General features: G+C 56.1%; 15 protein-coding genes. 7 read left to right on the forward strand and 8 right to left on the reverse strand.

The window, feature by feature from the left end:
- Positions 1–149: 149 nt before the first annotated feature.
- Positions 150–2078 (reverse strand): S9 family peptidase, encoded by a 1929-nt coding sequence (locus NW815_RS08650; RefSeq protein ID WP_414390226.1) that lies wholly within the window; start codon positions 2076–2078, stop codon positions 150–152.
- Between the two features lie 406 nt (positions 2079–2484).
- Between NW815_RS08650 and urtE the strand changes: the two genes are divergently transcribed.
- Together urtE and mnmH are read left to right on the forward strand one after the other, a co-directional pair.
- Positions 2485–3240 (forward strand): urea ABC transporter ATP-binding subunit UrtE, encoded by a 756-nt coding sequence (urtE, locus tag NW815_RS08655; RefSeq protein ID WP_414390224.1) that lies wholly within the window; start codon positions 2485–2487, stop codon positions 3238–3240.
- Between the two features lie 218 nt (positions 3241–3458).
- Positions 3459–4523, forward strand: a complete 1065-nt coding sequence (gene mnmH / locus NW815_RS08660; RefSeq protein WP_414390221.1) for a tRNA 2-selenouridine(34) synthase MnmH — start codon at positions 3459–3461, stop codon at positions 4521–4523.
- On the opposite strand, the gene NW815_RS08665 is transcribed toward mnmH, so the two are convergent.
- The 3 genes from NW815_RS08665 to NW815_RS08675 form a co-directional block, all read right to left on the reverse strand.
- Positions 4516–5319: a M55 family metallopeptidase gene (locus NW815_RS08665; RefSeq protein ID WP_414390220.1), complete on the reverse strand. Its 804-nt coding sequence runs from the start codon at positions 5317–5319 to the stop codon at positions 4516–4518. The genes mnmH and NW815_RS08665 overlap by 8 nt on opposite strands.
- Positions 5320–5511: 192 nt before the next feature.
- Positions 5512–6546: an adenosine deaminase gene (locus tag NW815_RS08670; RefSeq protein WP_414357521.1), complete on the reverse strand. Its 1035-nt coding sequence runs from the start codon at positions 6544–6546 to the stop codon at positions 5512–5514.
- A gap of 127 nt (positions 6547–6673) precedes the next feature.
- Positions 6674–7552 carry an isoaspartyl peptidase/L-asparaginase gene (locus NW815_RS08675; RefSeq protein ID WP_414390902.1) on the reverse strand — a complete coding sequence of 293 codons (879 nt, stop codon included), beginning with the start codon at positions 7550–7552 and terminating at the stop codon, positions 6674–6676.
- 235 nt (positions 7553–7787) lie between these two features.
- Between NW815_RS08675 and NW815_RS08680 the strand changes: the two genes are divergently transcribed.
- Positions 7788–9392 carry an NAD(P)H-quinone oxidoreductase subunit 4 gene (locus NW815_RS08680; protein ID WP_414357523.1) on the forward strand — a complete coding sequence of 535 codons (1605 nt, stop codon included), beginning with the start codon at positions 7788–7790 and terminating at the stop codon, positions 9390–9392.
- Positions 9393–9448: 56 nt separating this feature from the next.
- On the opposite strand, the gene NW815_RS08685 is transcribed toward NW815_RS08680, so the two are convergent.
- Both NW815_RS08685 and NW815_RS08690 read right to left on the reverse strand, forming a co-directional pair.
- A complete protein-coding gene (locus NW815_RS08685) occupies positions 9449–10045 on the reverse strand; it encodes a Uma2 family endonuclease (RefSeq protein ID WP_414387789.1) in 597 nt (198 codons plus the stop codon).
- A gap of 65 nt (positions 10046–10110) precedes the next feature.
- Entirely contained in the window at positions 10111–10857 is a 747-nt protein-coding gene (locus NW815_RS08690; RefSeq protein ID WP_414387791.1) for a rhomboid family intramembrane serine protease, read from the reverse strand.
- A gap of 207 nt (positions 10858–11064) precedes the next feature.
- On the opposite strand from NW815_RS08690, the gene NW815_RS08695 reads away from it, so the two are divergent.
- The gene (locus NW815_RS08695) at positions 11065–11739 is read left to right on the forward strand and encodes a response regulator transcription factor (protein ID WP_414342386.1); all 675 of its coding nucleotides are present in this window, start codon (positions 11065–11067) and stop codon (positions 11737–11739) included.
- Between the two features lie 88 nt (positions 11740–11827).
- Complete coding sequence (locus NW815_RS08700; RefSeq protein ID WP_041436629.1) at positions 11828–12772, forward strand: hypothetical protein; 945 nt, start codon at positions 11828–11830, stop codon at positions 12770–12772.
- A gap of 172 nt (positions 12773–12944) precedes the next feature.
- On the opposite strand, the gene psb35 is transcribed toward NW815_RS08700, so the two are convergent.
- Entirely contained in the window at positions 12945–13253 is a 309-nt protein-coding gene (gene psb35 / locus NW815_RS08705; protein ID WP_414331646.1) for a photosystem II assembly protein Psb35, read from the reverse strand.
- 137 nt (positions 13254–13390) lie between these two features.
- Positions 13391–13609 carry a hypothetical protein gene (locus NW815_RS08710; protein ID WP_011433585.1) on the reverse strand — a complete coding sequence of 73 codons (219 nt, stop codon included), beginning with the start codon at positions 13607–13609 and terminating at the stop codon, positions 13391–13393.
- Positions 13610–13793: 184 nt separating this feature from the next.
- Here NW815_RS08710 and NW815_RS08715 point away from each other — a divergent pair, with 184 nt between their 5' ends.
- Both NW815_RS08715 and NW815_RS08720 read left to right on the forward strand, forming a co-directional pair.
- Positions 13794–15071, forward strand: a complete 1278-nt coding sequence (locus NW815_RS08715; RefSeq protein WP_414387793.1) for a cysteine desulfurase — start codon at positions 13794–13796, stop codon at positions 15069–15071.
- Positions 15072–15109: 38 nt separating this feature from the next.
- The coding region (locus NW815_RS08720; RefSeq protein ID WP_414415910.1) for a CIA30 family protein at positions 15110–15833 on the forward strand (724 nt) is incomplete at its 3' end.

A 15833-nucleotide genomic window follows, 5' to 3' on the forward strand; every position in this document is an offset into this window, starting at 1 on the left:
AGCTTATTATTGACTAGAGTCATGCTCCATCCGGGTTGGCTGGTAAGTCCATCATAGAGGGGCTGCTCTGTCGCGACAGCGTTGTGGAGCAACAATGGGCCATAGATGGGACGGGATCCCTTTCTATTCGACCCATTGAGCAGTCATCATCAGGTGTCTAGGTTTTCGATCCGAACGGGCTCAAAAGGTTCTGCCAGCGGAAACCCCAGCACCTGGGCATAAAAGTAAAGCTCTGCCTCCAAAGCCCGTTTGATGTTGGCCGCCTGGCGAAAGCCGTGTTGCTCTCCCTCGAAAGGCACATAGGCCACTGGGATCCCTTTGGCCCGTAGGGCTACCACCATCCTCTCCGCCTGATTGGGGGGCACGATGGCGTCTTCCAACCCTTGGAAGAAGATAACCGGACAATTGAGGCCCTCCAGGTGATGAATGGGGGAACGCTCCCGGTAGAGATCCCGCCGCTCTGGGTAGGGGCCAATGAGGCTGTCCAAGTAGCGAGACTCGAACTTGTGGGTCTCCTGGGCCAGGGCTTCTAGATCGCTCACCCCGTAGTAGCTGGCACCTGCTCGGAAGACGGCATGGAAGGTCAAGGCCGCCAACGTGGTATAGCCGCCAGCGCTGCCCCCTTGAATGAGCAGCCGTTCCCCATCCACCTTGCCCTGTTCTGCCAAAAATTGAGCTCCGGCAATGCAATCTTCCACATCCACCAGGCCCCACCGGCCTTTGAGGGCATCCCGATAGGCCCGCCCATAGCCGCTGCTGCCACGGTAGTTCACATCCAAAACCGCAATCCCCCGACTGGTCCAGTATTGGATCCCCAGGTTGAGCACGGCTGCCGTCGCCCCGGTGGGCCCGCCGTGGCTTTTCACCAGCAGGGGTGGCTTTTCGCCAGCAGGGGCAACAAAGTCTCGGTTTTTGGGGGGATAGAAGAAGGCGTAGGCCACTTCCTTGCCGCCACCGGTGGGAAAAACAATGGGCTCTGGGATCGACAGATAGTCGGGATCCACCGCCACGCTGCTGGAACGGGCCACCACCTCCACTTGGCTGGAGGGTAAGTCTAGGCAGACCAAGGCAGTGGCTTCCGTCGGGGATCCGGCCAGGAAAGCGGCTTTTTCCCCACTCACCTGCAAACCGCTGATCTGGGTGTAGGGCAAGGGGATCCCTGCCAACTGTCCTGAATGGGGATCCAGATAAGCCAGATGAGACAGCCCGTCTTGTTCATAACAGGCCAGGATGCGCCCATCGCCACAGAAGCCGTAGGTGCTCAGGCCAAACACCCACTGCGGCTCTCCAAACTCCGCTTCCATAGGGCAGAGGGGAATGGGGCCCTGGGGATCCCAGCGATAGAGGTTCCACCAGCCGCTGCAATCGGAAACAAAGTAGAGATCCCCTTGCGGTGACCACTGGGGCTGGAAGATCGACTCGGCAGGGCCACCGGCCAGCTTTTGAGGTTCTCCCAAGCTGCCGTCAGGGTTCACCTCAGACCGCCACAGCTCTGTGCCGTCCCAGGGCATTTGGGGGTGATCCCAGGTCAGCCATACCAAGGTCTGGCCGTCTGGACTGAGGCGCGGGCTGGCGTAGAAGTCGTGCCCAGAAGCCAAAATCTGCTGGGATCCACTTGCTAAGTCAATCGAGACAAGGCTGTTTTCCGGCTCTCCCTGGCGGCTGTGATCCTCCCGCACACAGAGGATGCGTCCACGCGCCCGATCCACCACCCCATCTGCATAGCGATAGGGGCCTGCTTCCGTCAGGGGCTGGGGATCTGAACCCGGCAGCAGGCGGTAGAGCCGTTGGTCAGCGAAGTTGCAAAAATACACTACCCCTGCCGACACCCAATAAGCTCCACCCCCATACTCATGCACCCGTGTCCGCACATTGAAAGGTGCCGGTGTCAGCTCCACCAGGATCCCGTCGGCAGAGCGCCGCATCAACACATTGCGCCCTTTTTCTTGCGGGCGGCCCTCCGTCCAGTAGAGATCCCCCTGATCCCAAACCATCTGTCCCAAGCGCAGGGATCCCGTCACCACCAGGTCAGCGGTAATCGGGGATCGCCAAGATCCATAGCCGGCCTGCTGCACCATAGGCTGTTAATTCTCGACCCCAGAACCCCTATTATGCCGGCAGCAAGGGATCCCTGCCTTTGCCTACAGCCTGCGGGGAAAGGGCTCGGATTCTGGGAAAAGGTATCCCACGATACAATTCTCTCCGGGCCGAATGGGTTTGATGGAACACGTTAAGGCAACAGGGACGCACGACGCTTTCTCGACTGCAGGATTAGCCTTTTCCTCTGTTGATGTTGGGAAGGCATTCGGTGAAAGCCTCAGCCGACTGCAGTTGGGCAAATTTAACACATGGGCGAGGTGATGAGCTAAGTGCTTCCCTCTGTTGGCCGGGCTGCTGCAACTGTACTTCTTAACACCCTTTGCACTTACTTCGTTTCGGAGATCACCGATGGCTTAATCTTTTAATCGTCGTCAAGTGCTGAAAATGGGCGCTCTGGCAAACGCGACCGCAACACAAAACTTATCCCGAGATGGATCCGGGCCTCTCCTGGAGGTCTCCAACTTGAGGGTTTACTATGGTCAGAGTTTAATTGTGAAGGATCTCTCTTTTAAGATCTTTCCCGGCCAAGCGGTCTGCCTTCTGGGTCGCAATGGCATGGGCAAAACCACCACGCTTAAAGCCCTGATGGGGCTTCTGAAAGACTGCACAGGCAAAATTGCTTTTGAGGGCCGTCCTATCAACCATTACCCTCCCAATTGGCGAGCCCGCGCCGGTATTGGCTATGTACCCCAAGGTCGAGAGATATTTCCCCGCCTAACGGTTGAGGAAAACCTGCTGGTGGGGCTAGAAGCGGCACCGGACAGAGAACGGATCATACCTGAGTTTGTCTATGACCTATTCCCAATTCTGCGTTCTTTTCTTAAACGGCTGGGTGGGGATTTGAGCGGTGGGCAGCAGCAGCAACTGGCCATCGCCAGAGCTTTGGTGGCAGAGCCCAAACTTTTGCTCCTGGATGAGCCTACAGAAGGGATCCAGCCCTCTATCATTATCGAGATCGAAGAAGCCATCAGCCGCATTCAAAAGGAGCGGGGCGTTTCGGTGTTGCTGGTGGAGCAGTATTTTGAGTTTGCCCAAAGCCTAGCCGATTATTTTTATCTCATGGAGAATGGATCCCTTATCATGGAGGGGCCGACTGACCAAATGGACGAAGAAAAAGTCCGAGCTCACCTTTCTATCTAAGGTGGCACCTGGAGAGCCTGAAAACCTCTATAACTTTTTTGAGAGCGGCAAATGGCATCCTGCATGTTCCAGAGACCTTGCCTAAACTTCTGGAAAAGCGAGAAGTCCACCTGCGAGGGGATAGGCTAGGGTTAGCCCTGGGCTTCCTTGAGCAGCAGCGTTGCTAAGCTAGAAACTGTTCAAGATTGCGCTAGCTTGCCATTTCCATCCACAGGTTTGTGTCTCCTCCGATTCACTTCACTGCAGAGCCCTGGCTGCACACCTACAGCGAAATTATCGATGTGCGCTCTCCGGCAGAGTTCGCAGAGGATCATTGGCCGGGAGCCATCAACTTGCCTGTACTCTACGATACAGAACGGGCAGAGGTGGGCACGCTCTATAAGCAGGTAGATCCCTTTACAGCCCGCAAACGAGGGGCAAGCTTGGTGGCCCAGAACATCAGTCGCCACTTGCAAACCCATTTTGCCGATAAAGATCGCGATTACCGGCCCCTAATCTACTGCTGGCGGGGAGGGCAGCGCTCTGCCAGCTTGGCATTGGTGTTGTCCCAGGTGGGCTGGCAGGTTACGGTTTTGCAAGGTGGCTACAAAACCTACCGGGCCTGGGTGCGCCGACAGCTGCAGATCTTGCCCCAGGAATTTACCTACCGAGTGCTCTGCGGGCCAACAGGGAGCGGCAAAACCCAGTTGCTTCACCATCTGCGCCAACAGGGATCCCAAGTTCTCGATCTGGAAAAGCTGGCCTGTCACCGGGGATCTCTCCTGGGGGCCGAGTGGGGGGTGCCACAGCCCAGTCAGAAGAGCTTTGAAAGTCAACTGGTGCAGGTTTTTCTCCAGTGGGATCCCGCCAAACCGGTCTGGGTGGAGGCTGAGAGTGCCAAAGTGGGCCAGCTCCATCTGCCGCCTGCCCTTTGGCAAGCCCTTACCCAAGCCGACTGTGTCGAAGTGCAGTTGCCTCTAGAGGAGCGGGTGAAGGGGTTAATCGCCCACTATCCCCACTGGATTGCTCACCCCCAAGCGCTAAAGGGGAAATTGCTGCCTCTGAAGTCCCGTCTTGGCCAGGGCCGCTTGCAGCGTTGGTTTGAGCTGATCGACGCCCAAGAGTGGCCGCAGTTTGTGCAGGAGTTGCTGGAGCAGCACTACGACCCCACCTATCGACACGGGCTGCAGCAAAACTTCAATCGCCTTCGGGCCCGGATTGAGCTGTCTGACCTTTCCGAGACCAGCCTCAGGGAAGCTGCTGCTCGCCTCATCCAGATGCCGCTTGGATCCCTGGCTAGGTGAGCACGATAAACTCCAAAGCCCGCAACACCTCAAACCACTCGGAAACTTCCAGCCGAACCGTGGAATCGGCAATCCACCGGCAGCCGGGATAAAAAGACTTGCGGTAGGCCCGAGCGGGATCCTTGTAGTCCACTTCCAATTGAAAGTGATCCGGCAGTGGGCGAGGACGGTAGGCCGACAGCCGCCTCAGGGATCCCTCTACACCTTGGCGGATGGCCTGTAGAACCTGCTGCGGATGTGGCGTAATGACCGACTGGCCCATTCCTTTGTGGGTGACCACCGTCTCGATGTGGGCGTCATAAGCTTTCGCTGCGGCACACACCTCCGCATCTCCGGCTACAAACACAACCGGGACTCCCTCATAGGCAGCCGTGAGGCTGACCAGGTGAAACTCGGCGATGGCCTGGCCGTTCAGCCGGATTTGGCTAACTTCGGTGGTGTAGGTGTGGGCGAGGGGGTTGGCAGCAGATCCGGCGCGGGCATGATAGCCGATTAGGAGCAGGGCATCGTAACTGCGATCCAACTCTTGCACCATACAGTAGGGGTGGCCGCTCCAGCCGCGGATGAGTTGCACCGGCTCCGGCAACCGTTCGGGGATGAGGTTCCGCCCGGAGTCATGGGCATCTTTGACTGTGATCTGCGTGGCTCCGGCAGCCAGGGATCCCTCACAAGCCGCGATCACTGCTCGGGTCATCTGCTCTCGGAATGGCTCGTAACCCGGCTGGCCGATGGTGGCCTCATCCCAATGGCTGATGCCGGCGATCCCTTCAATATCGGCACTGATATAGACCTTCATGCTTGGCTCAGTAGACTCAGCATTGGATTCTGTTGGGCTTCATCCACCCTCGGATGCCGCTCAGCATCGCTCTGGGCAAGGGATCCAAGCGGTTATTTCCCTTGCGAAAATTGCCCCCGGCTCTGCTGTGGATCCCTTCCCTATTCTCAAGAAGCTCGGATGAAGAATAAAGACTCCGTCCCGCTGAGGGGATCAGAGAGCCACCAAAGAAGCAGATACCCCCTGCTGTAACTCCGACAACAATGAGGCCGGACGCCCCTTGTAGGGCCAGGCAAAAGCGTGACGAAAGGCTGCTTCCTGGCAGTGTTTGAGCTGCTCGAAATCGATAATGTCGTGGGTCAGCAGGTTCTCGTACTCAAACGGCAGCCGCACATTGTGCAAGCCGGCGTTGTCGGTGCAGATGGCGATATCCACCCCCGCCTCAAAGCAGCGGTCAAAGACAATCTTGAGGGGCTCCAAACTGGGCAGAGTTCCCGTTTTTAGATAGGTGGTGGGACAAACTTCCAGGCATTGGCCTCGCCGCGCCAGCTCCGGCAGCAATTCTGGATAGTGGAGGGGGATCTGAATGCCGTGGCCGATCCGCGAGACATAGGGCAGCAACTGTGGGTAGCAGCCATCCAAAGTTTCGTACAGGTGGGCAGTGGTTTTTAGGCCGCGGGCCAGCGCATACTTGAACAGCTCAATCCACTCGTCCATCCGTTCGCCGTAGGGCTTGTCTCCCCCGGCCAGGTCGATGGCACACACATACTCCGACTCAGCGGCAGCTTCCACCATGGCCCGGTTGATGTGGCTGGGCAGGCGTGAATGCAAACAGACGATCTGGGTGGTGACGATGGGATACTCTCGCTGCTGGCTGGCCTGCCCCACCGTCTCGATTACCTGGCGCATCTGCTTGAGGCGCTCCGCCTCATCCAGGCTGGGATCCGTGCGCAGGTAGGGGGTGTAGCGAATCTCTAGGTAGGCCAGATCCTCAAAGATGTAGGCTCCCCGCAGCAGGCGGTAGATAAAATAGGGCAGGGTTTCCAGGGTCTGCACCTGTTCCACCAGCGTGTGCAGCTCCAGGTAATCCTCGAGGGTGTTGCGCGGGCGGGTGTAGAACTCCTCAAACTCGGCATAGGTGGGAAAGCGCTCTGCCAAAGGGGATCCCTGGCGGTGAAAATAGCGCCACAGAATTCGGGGGACAACCGAACCGCCCAAATGACGGTGCAACTCCGCGTGAAGTGCCATAAACGCTCTACAGTGGCCCGCCAGGGGGCAGACTTGGTTTGTTTAAGTACTATTTCTACTCTTATCCTACTCTTATCCAACCGCCTCAGGCTTGTCCAGGTCTAATCCCGCAAGCCCGGCTAGAAGTTTAGATCGTCAAGCCGATCCCCTGCCCATCGTGATAGGCGGCCAGCAGTAGGTCGGTGGTGGTATCCCAAGCAATCTCCCCCGAGCGCGATAGAGCAATGGCCCCAAAGGAGCGGCGACGTTGGCGGGCCTCTTGAAAAGACTTGGCCATGGCAGCCTTCAGGCTGAGGCCATCTTCCACTCGAATCACAATCCGCGCCGCCAAGCTCTCATCCAAAATATCTTCCCCGACACCAGTACAACTGACCCCCGCCGCCGCACTGGCATAGGTTCCCGCTGGAGTGGCCGAATCGCTTACTCGCCCCACCCGTTCAAACCCCCGCCCGCCGGTGGAGGTGCCGGCACAGATTTGCCCCTGTTGATCCAGCGCCACCGCCCCCACCGTGCCCATGGCCAGAGCAGTGAGAACCCTAGTTGGGGGATGGGTTTGGCGCAACTGCACCCACTCTTGAACCCGCTTGAGAGTGGCCGGGTCATAGACCGGCAACTTCAGTTCCCGCGCCAGCTCCGCTGCCCCTTGTTCGGCCACCACGCGATCCGGGCTTGATTGCAGAGCCTGGGCCATGAGGATGGGATGCTGAACCCGGCTGACGTTGATCACCCCGCTAAAAGACTGGGTGGCCCCGTTCATGAGAGCGGCGCTCATGCGGATTTGCCCATCCGACTGCAAGACCGACCCTGTCCCGGCATTGTAGAGCGGATCATCCTCCAGCAACTGGCAGGCATGCATCACCGCCGCCTCGGCACTCTGCCCAGCCAACAGCAGCTCGTAGGTGCTCTCCACCACCTGCTGCAGGGATCCCCTCACTTTTTCCAGGCTGCTTTCCCCTTCCAGGGCGCTGCCGGCTCCGCCGTGGATGATCAGTTTGGGTTGAGGCATGATGAGATCGGTTACCTTGTGAGAACAGTGGAAGACTATATTTTGATTTTCGGGTACAACATCCACCCATGCATCTGCTCCATCCCAGGGATCCCAACGGAAAGGGAGAGGGAGCCTTAAGATAATCCTGTAGATTTGCTAAGCATAGATACTCAAGGGCGATTCTGGTAAAGGGCTGTCGGATTGCAGCCGGCAGGGATCCCCCTGATGGTATGGCACAAGCGAGGTTACATCCATGGCGCTGCCCAGCTTGCACGAGTTTCCTTGGCTGACCACGGTCATCGCTTACCCTGTGTTGGCCGCCCTATTTATTCCCCTGATCCCAGCACCGGCTGGGGATCCCAGTACCCGCGCCTACGCACAAAAGTTGGCCGAGCGGATCCGCTGGTTTGCTTTGTTCATTGCGGTCACGGATCTGCTGATTCTGCTGGCCGGCTTCTATGTCGGCTACGATCCCGGCCAGACAGGTTTGCAACTGCTGGAGCGCTACACCTGGGTACCCCAAGTGGGCTTGAGTTGGTCGGTGGGGGCTGATGGCCTCTCCATGCCCCTGATCCTGCTCACGGCGTTTATCACTACCCTAGCCATCTTGGCCGCTTGGCCGGTCACCCTCAAACCTCGCCTCTTCTACTTTTTGATGCTGGCCATGTATGGCGGGCAGATCGGGGTGTTTGCCGTGCAGGACATGTTGCTGTTTTTCCTGATGTGGGAATTGGAGCTGATCCCGGTGTACTTGCTCCTCTCCATTTGGGGGGGATACAACCGCCTGTATGCGGCCACCAAGTTCATCCTCTACACGGCTCTCAGCTCCCTGTTTATCCTGGTGGCAGGTCTGGCTATGGCCTTCTACGGGGATCCCATCAGCTTTGACATGACGGATCTGGCCCACAAGACCTATCCACTCACCTTCCAACTGCTGATGTATGGGGCCTTCCTCATTGCCTATGGGGTGAAGCTGCCCATTTTCCCCTTGCACACTTGGCTGCCCGATGCCCACGGCGAGGCCACTGCGCCGGTGCACATGTTGCTGGCCGGGATCCTGCTCAAGATGGGGGGCTATGCCCTGATGCGCATGAATGCGGGCATGCTGCCGGATGCTCATCTTTACTTTGCGCCGGTGCTGATCGTGTTGGGGGTGGTGAACATCATCTTTGCCGCCCTCACCTCTTTTGCCCAGCGCAACCTGAAACGGAAGATCGCCTATTCTTCCATCAGCCACATGGGTTTTGTGCTCATCGGCATCGGATCCCTGACCGAAATCGGCATGAGCGGGGCCATGTTGCAGATGATCTCTCACGGACTTATCGGGGCCAGCCTGTTCTTCTTGGTGGGGGCCACCTACGACCGCACCCACACACTGGAGCTGGAAGAAATGGGCGGTGTGGGCCTGAAGATGCCCAAGATCTTCTCCATGTTCACCGCCTGCTCGCTGGCCTCTTTGGCCCTACCTGGGATGAGCGGCTTTGTGGCCGAGATCATGGTGTTTATCGGCATGGCCACCACCGATGCCTACTCTCTCCCCTTCCGGTTGGTGGTGGTTTTCCTGGCAGCAGTTGGGGTGATCCTGACCCCCATCTACCTGCTGTCGATGTTGCGGCAGATTTTCTTTGGCCCAGAGAACAAAGAGCTCACCGAACACGAAGAATTGGTAGATGCTGAGCCACGCGAGGTGTTCATCATCGCCTGCCTGTTGATCCCCATCATCGGCATTGGCCTCTATCCCAAGCTGGTGACCAGCCTCTACGACCAATCCACCAACGCCTTGGTGGCGCTGCTGCGGCAGGAACTGCCCCAAACTGGTGAGACGGTTGCCCAAGCCCCTGCCCTCTACAACAACTGAATAATAATGTTGAATTGAGATGAGAACTAAGGGTCGGAAAGGGATCCACTCCCTTTCTATCCCCTATTGGGCTTGCGGCCCTCACCAGCTTGAACTTGCATCCAGCCAAACAAAGTTGCAATTGTCAGTTGGATCCCTGAGGCGAAGGCGGGAGCGGGGATCACCTCTTGGGGATCCTCATGTACTGTCGGCTGCTGCCCGGCAGGGTAGGCGAAAACAACCCTTTCTTCGGGAGCCACGATCCACCCCATTTGGCAGCCGTGATCCAGGCCGATCAAGATTTTTTTGACCAGCTTCATTGGATTTTGATCGGGAGAGAGAATCTCGATCATCCAATCCGGGCAAAAGGGGATGAGATTTTGAATGGTGCCATCTTCATCTACAGGGATCCGATCCCAGGGGATCACAGAAATATCGGGCACAATCGCGTATCCGGCGAAGGTGCAGCGCAGCTCTGGAAATGCCATTCCCAGTTGAGAAGGCTCCAACATCTCGTTAATGAAGCTACCCAGTTTTAGTTGGAGACGGCTATGCTTTCCCTGTGGCATGGGCTTCTGGATAATTTCTCCTTTGATGAACTCGCTGGCGGGCTGAGTTTCCGGCTGTTGTAGAAAGTCTTCCAGAGTTAGAGGCTTGGCAGATAGACTGACCATGGCTTTCTCCCATCACGCTGCTATCCGATTAACAATAGACTGAGAAAGTATCAAAGCTGATCAAATCAAAACAGATCCCTGTCACGTTGTTGCCAAGTCATTTGGCGGTCATAAGGGCTTTTGCCGGAAAACAAACCCATCAGCGGCCCCAAAATGGCCCCAAACACAAAACCGCCTGCATGGGCCCAGTAAGCAATTCCTCCACCCTGCATACCGATATTGGTAGGCGTCTGTAGGCTGGCAATGCCGTAGAAAGCTTGCTGGATGAACCAAAAGCCTAGGAACACCCAAGCCGGAACGTAGAGGGTTGTGATGAAAATACCCAAGGGCACCAGGGTCAGAATCTCGGCCCGTGGAAAACGCAAAATATAGGCTCCCAATACGCCAGCAATAGCGCCGCTTGCCCCCAGTGAAGGAATGGGGGATCCCATATCGAAAAACCACTGCGTTAATGCAGCCAAAGCTCCACAAGTCAGGTAGAAGATGAGGTAGCGCACATGGCCCAAGCGATCCTCAACGTTGTTGCCGAAAACCCACAAAAAAAGCATGTTCCCGCCAATGTGGAGAAAGCCCCCATGCAGAAATTGTGAGGTGAATAGGGTTACCCATTCTGGACGCGACGAAGAGGTGATCTCCCCTCGAAAACTGGCCGTCAACTCTATCGGTACCACTGCCCACTCCCGGAAAAAAGCTGCCAGCTCTTGTGGCGACAGGGTTAGCTGGTACAGAAAGACTAGAATATTAACGATCACCAAGGCATAAGTGACATAGGCTGTGCGGGTGGTTGGGTTGCGATCTTGCAGGGGTACCACAGTTCAGATCCGGTTGACGTCACCCTCTAGCCTAACCTGTCCTTTCCCACCCCCCCAGGCTCATCTCTAAGCCCCTACCTGAGGCTACACTGGGGTAGTCGGCTGGGAGCTATGCTTGCAGACGGATCCCTTGCCGACGAACGCATCTCGGCCAAGCTCGCTCGGCAGAGAATGGACTACAAGATAAGGATTTAGAGGAGTGGATTGATGCCCGAGGTTGAAAGCGCCACTGCCCCGCTCAAGTTTTTGATCGTCGAAGATCATCCAGAGGTGGCTCAAAACAACTGTGAGTGGCTGCAACGCATTGCAGCAGATGCTCAATGTATTACGGTCACCAATCCCATGGACGCCATCCTGCGCCTGCAGCGGGAACAACCAGACTTGGTTGTAGCCGATCTGCTCTACGGTCAAACCAGCGGGGAGCAGTCTGCCGAGCCTGGCCTAGAGTTCCTGCGTCATATCTTTGAGAACTACCCCACCCTAAATGTGATGGCCTATTCCAGCGAGCCGCTGCTGCTAACTCCATTGGTGGGCCTGATCAGCAAACACCAGGGTGGGTTTGCCGCGGTCAACAAAATGGAACGGCGCACCGTGTTTTTGGAGGGGGCCAAAAGTGCCCTCAATGGAGAATTGCGCATGCCGCGGGAGTTGCGCGGTCTTACGAAGCTGACGGAACGAGAAATTGAGGTCTTGAATTTGCTCTGCAAAGAAGCCCTCACCGACCAAGCCATTGCCGATCGCATTCACACCAGCAAGAAGACCGTACAAAACTGTATCCAAAGGCTCAAAGAAAAGCTAGATATTTTCGGCTCTGAGGATGAGATCAACGCCCGCGTTGCCATGTGTATGACAGCCGTTCAGAAAAAGATTATCCAGTGGTGAAACAGAATAGATTATGAGTTTGTCTCTAAACACTACTTTGGCATAGATTGCCAATGGAGCTTATCCAAGAAGTGAGGGGGGATAAGTGATGTTATTAGAGGCCGAGACAAAGCTGGTACGGGATAAGTCACTGGGATACCTCGTAACAACAGAAGAAACGCCAATCGAGAAATGGAGCCCTTTTACTTTGCTGATGCGTGTTGTGTCGGTATCTTTATCTACATTGCTACTTATTGGACTTCCTATCTTCGCAGTTCTATCGGCAATACTTTCTGCCTTAGGGACATGGATCCCTAGCACTTTGGCCAGTGGCATACCTCCTATTGCTATGGCTTTTTCTGGATTGTTGGGTGGTTTATCGATGCTTCTTTGGTACTATTGGTACTCAAATCAACCCTATAAATCTAGGGTTGTTATTTTGAGCAATGGCTTCATTTATCATGACATCTATCGTGACATCCTAGGAAAGCAGAACAGACTTGCCTATAGGTATAACGAAATTGTCTCAGTGAACGTGGACTTCAGAAAGAAGAGTGTCGGTTTTGTCAAATCAGAATGCTACCCATACTACAGCTACTACATCAATTGCCAAGGAAATCCTGTCGTATCTATATCTTCCCCGTCTTTGCCTTTGATGAGGTATGTAGCCAGCTACATTTGCTCCACGCGCTGGAAAGGCATGAGAGAAGCAATTGAGCGTGGACAAGAGGTTTCATTTGGATGCGTTGCCATAAGTAGAGAGTACGTTAGAGTCAAGGATTTCGGTTCTTCAGAGCGATTGTTATTTAGGATCCAGGCTATCAAAGAGATTAAGCTGTGCATTGATAGTGAGGATGGTTACGTATTCCGCCTGGAGTTTATCTCAGGGTCTAGGTCAACAAAGAGCTCTGATTGTTACTTCCGCTGTGACAAGGTAGATAACTTCCATCTATTTTTCAAGACACTCAAGCTTGTGGGTATCCCTATGAACCTTTCTGAGCTTCCAGCACGTCTCACCTTTGAGAATCATATTAGACAGGCAACAGATGGCTAGACACCAACCGAATGGAGGAGGCACCGATCTTTGGGTACAGCCTTTCCAGGAGATAAGCGAGGTAGTACTGCACGGCAAAGACAAAGAGCACGCATGAGGAAAAAGCAGGCTTCCATAGCTTCCGCCTTTATTTCCTCGAGACGACTGGGCGCCGGACAGCTTTCAACTTGGATCAGTGGATCCCCAGTGCAGAGGCAAACACACTGTGGCCCACAATGGCCTCTACCACAACACTGATGGCAAACCCCAGCATGGCCAGCCGTCCGTTCCATCGCTCGGCCTTCTCCGTCCAGCCAATCTCCCACTCCGGCGGGGTATCGCCGTCTTGACCGTACTGCGGCACGTACCGCGGGCGACCGGCGCCTTCCCAGCCAGCAGGGCGCTTGGAGTTGAAGAAAGCCATCGAGCCAATCACAACAGCGGCCACCAGCCCGGCCACCATGACGGCAATGTAGGGGAGGAAGGGATTGTCAAGCATCATCGGACTGTCGAGATAGGGATTGAAGGGTGAAAAAGCTCCCAAAAAGGGTAGAGCTGTAACATCTCAAAGCCAAAGAGAAAGTCTGTGAGATGTCCAATGTGGCTCTACCGAAAAGTTCTTCGACAAATTATTGCAGGTTATTGCAGACCTAGCCACTGGGCGAGAGTGCTGGCAAAAACACTGTGGCCCAGCACCGCTTCTGTAGCAATGCTGATCACCAAGCCCAACATGGCCAAGCGTCCATTCCAACGCTCCGCTTGCTCTGTCCAGCCTGGGATCCAGTCGTTGGTGGTGTCGTAGTACTGGGCAACAGAAGCGGAGTCCAGACGAGAAGGGATCCTGGGAGAAGATTGCATTGTCAATACCTCATATCGATTGCTGTAACTAATCTTAACATCAGGTTACATTTTGTGACAAGTTTCGCTTTCAGGTCAGGGCGGAAGGGATCCCTGGATGCTGGAAGGGATTGGGCGGATGGGTTTACCGAAGGCTGGCCGGAAGCGATGTCATACTGAGGGAAGCAGGCTTTTTGCGCAGACCATGGCGGTATCCCCCCTTTCTTCTTTCAAGCTTGATCATTCTTTCGACCTGGCTGTCCAGGTGCGGTCAGATTTTCCGATTTTGCAGCGCCAGGTCAACGGCCACCCGCTAATCTACTTTGACAATGCCGCCACTTCTCAAAAGCCACTGGCGGTTATGCAGGCGATGGATCATTACTATCGACACTGCAACGCCAACGTGCATCGTGGGGTCCATACGCTGAGCAACGAAGCCACAGATGCCTATGAGGGGGCGCGGGAAAAGATCGCTCGGTTTGTGAACGCGCCTTCTCCTCAGGAGATCATCTACACCCGCAATGCCAGCGAAGCCATCAATCTGGTGGCCTACAGTTGGGGCTTGAGCCATCTGGAGCGGGGGGATGAGATCGTCCTCTCGGTGATGGAGCACCACAGCAACCTAATCCCGTGGCAATGGGTGGCCCAGAAGACGGGAGCCCACCTCAAGTTCATCCAGATCACGCCAGAGGGAGAGTTGGATCTGGAGCACTACCAATCTTTGCTCAGCGACCGCACCCGCTTGGTGGCGGTAACCCAGGTCTCCAACATGCTGGGATCCATCAACCCCGTTCAGGAGATTACTGAACTGGCCCATCGTTACGGAGCCAAGGTTTTGCTGGATGCCTGCCAGAGCGTGCCCCACATGCCTGTGGATGTCCAGGCGCTGGATTGCGATTGGTTGGCCTTTTCGGGGCACAAGATGTGTGGCCCAACGGGGATTGGCGTCCTCTACGGCAGGCGGGAGCTGCTGCGAGCGATGCCTCCCTTTTTGGGCGGGGGAGAGATGATCGCCGATGTGTACTGGGATCACGCCACCTATGCGGATATCCCCCACAAATTTGAGGCTGGTACGCCGGCGATTGCCCAGGCGGTGGGGCTGGGGGCAGCCGTAGATTACTTGAGCCAGATCGGTCTGGAGCGGGTTCATGCCCATGAACAAAGGTTGATTACCCACCTGTTGGACGGGATCCAGCACATAGCGGGTATTACGGTTTATGGCCCCAAGGATCCGGCGCGACGGGCAGGGCTGGTTAGCTTTTCGGTGGAGGCTGTCCATCCCCATGACCTGTCTACTTTGCTGGATGAGCAAGGCATTGCCGTTCGAGCGGGGCACCACTGCACTCAACCCCTCCATCGCTATTTGGGAGTACAATCCACTGCCCGAGCCAGTGTTTACCTGTACAACACGTTGGCGGAGGTGGATCGCTTTTTAGACGTGTTGGCAGAAGCGGTGGAGTTCTTCGGCGCTGCCCTAAGCTAGGGATCCGGGATAGACCTCTGAAGAGATGAGGTAGACTCATGCCTTGGGATCTGGGGCGGTTCTGGAACACACTCACCTACTATGAGGCCCTGCCTTGGGCTGAGGTGTGGCGTCGGGTTCAAAATGGGTTCCAGGCCGTGGAGGATGATTTTGTGCCACCTTCTCTTTCCGAGCCGGTCGCTATCCAGATAGGGGTGGTGGGGGAAGGTTTGCCTGACGGGTTGGCGGAGGCCCTGCGGCAGCAGGGCGTGGAGGTGAGCCATACGCCAGATTGGGCGACAGCAACCGTGATCCTAGGTTTGGGGGATCCACCAACGGCCAAGGCTTATCTGGAGCAATTGCGCAGCAGTGGGCAAACGGAGCGAATGCTGTTCGACTTTCGCCGGCCCAACCCGGATTTGCATCGGTTTTGGGGCATTTTGGACGATGTGGTGATGGGCGGGGCGAGCCAAAGCCAACTGCTCTGGGGAAAGGAGGAGCTGCTGTTCGCAGGCCAGGTTTCCACGGCCAACTTTGGGGGGTTTGTTTCCACGCGCACCCGCAATTGGCAGCCGCCGCTGGACTTGTCGGGGTTTGCCGGTCTGGAGCTGCGCCTGCGAGGGGATGGGCAGCGGTATAAGGTCTTACTGCGGGATCAAGGCGGCTGGGACAGCCCCGCCTACGGCTATGCGTTCGACACTGCGCCGGGAGAAGAGCAGACCGTTCAGATCCCCTTTGCGGAGATGGTTGCCACGTTCCGCGCCCGCCGGGTTTCTGCTCCCC

This window comes from Synechococcus sp. R6-7 (assembly GCF_047461695.1).
In the GTDB taxonomy this organism is placed as follows: Bacteria; Cyanobacteriota; Cyanobacteriia; order Thermostichales; family Thermostichaceae; genus Thermostichus.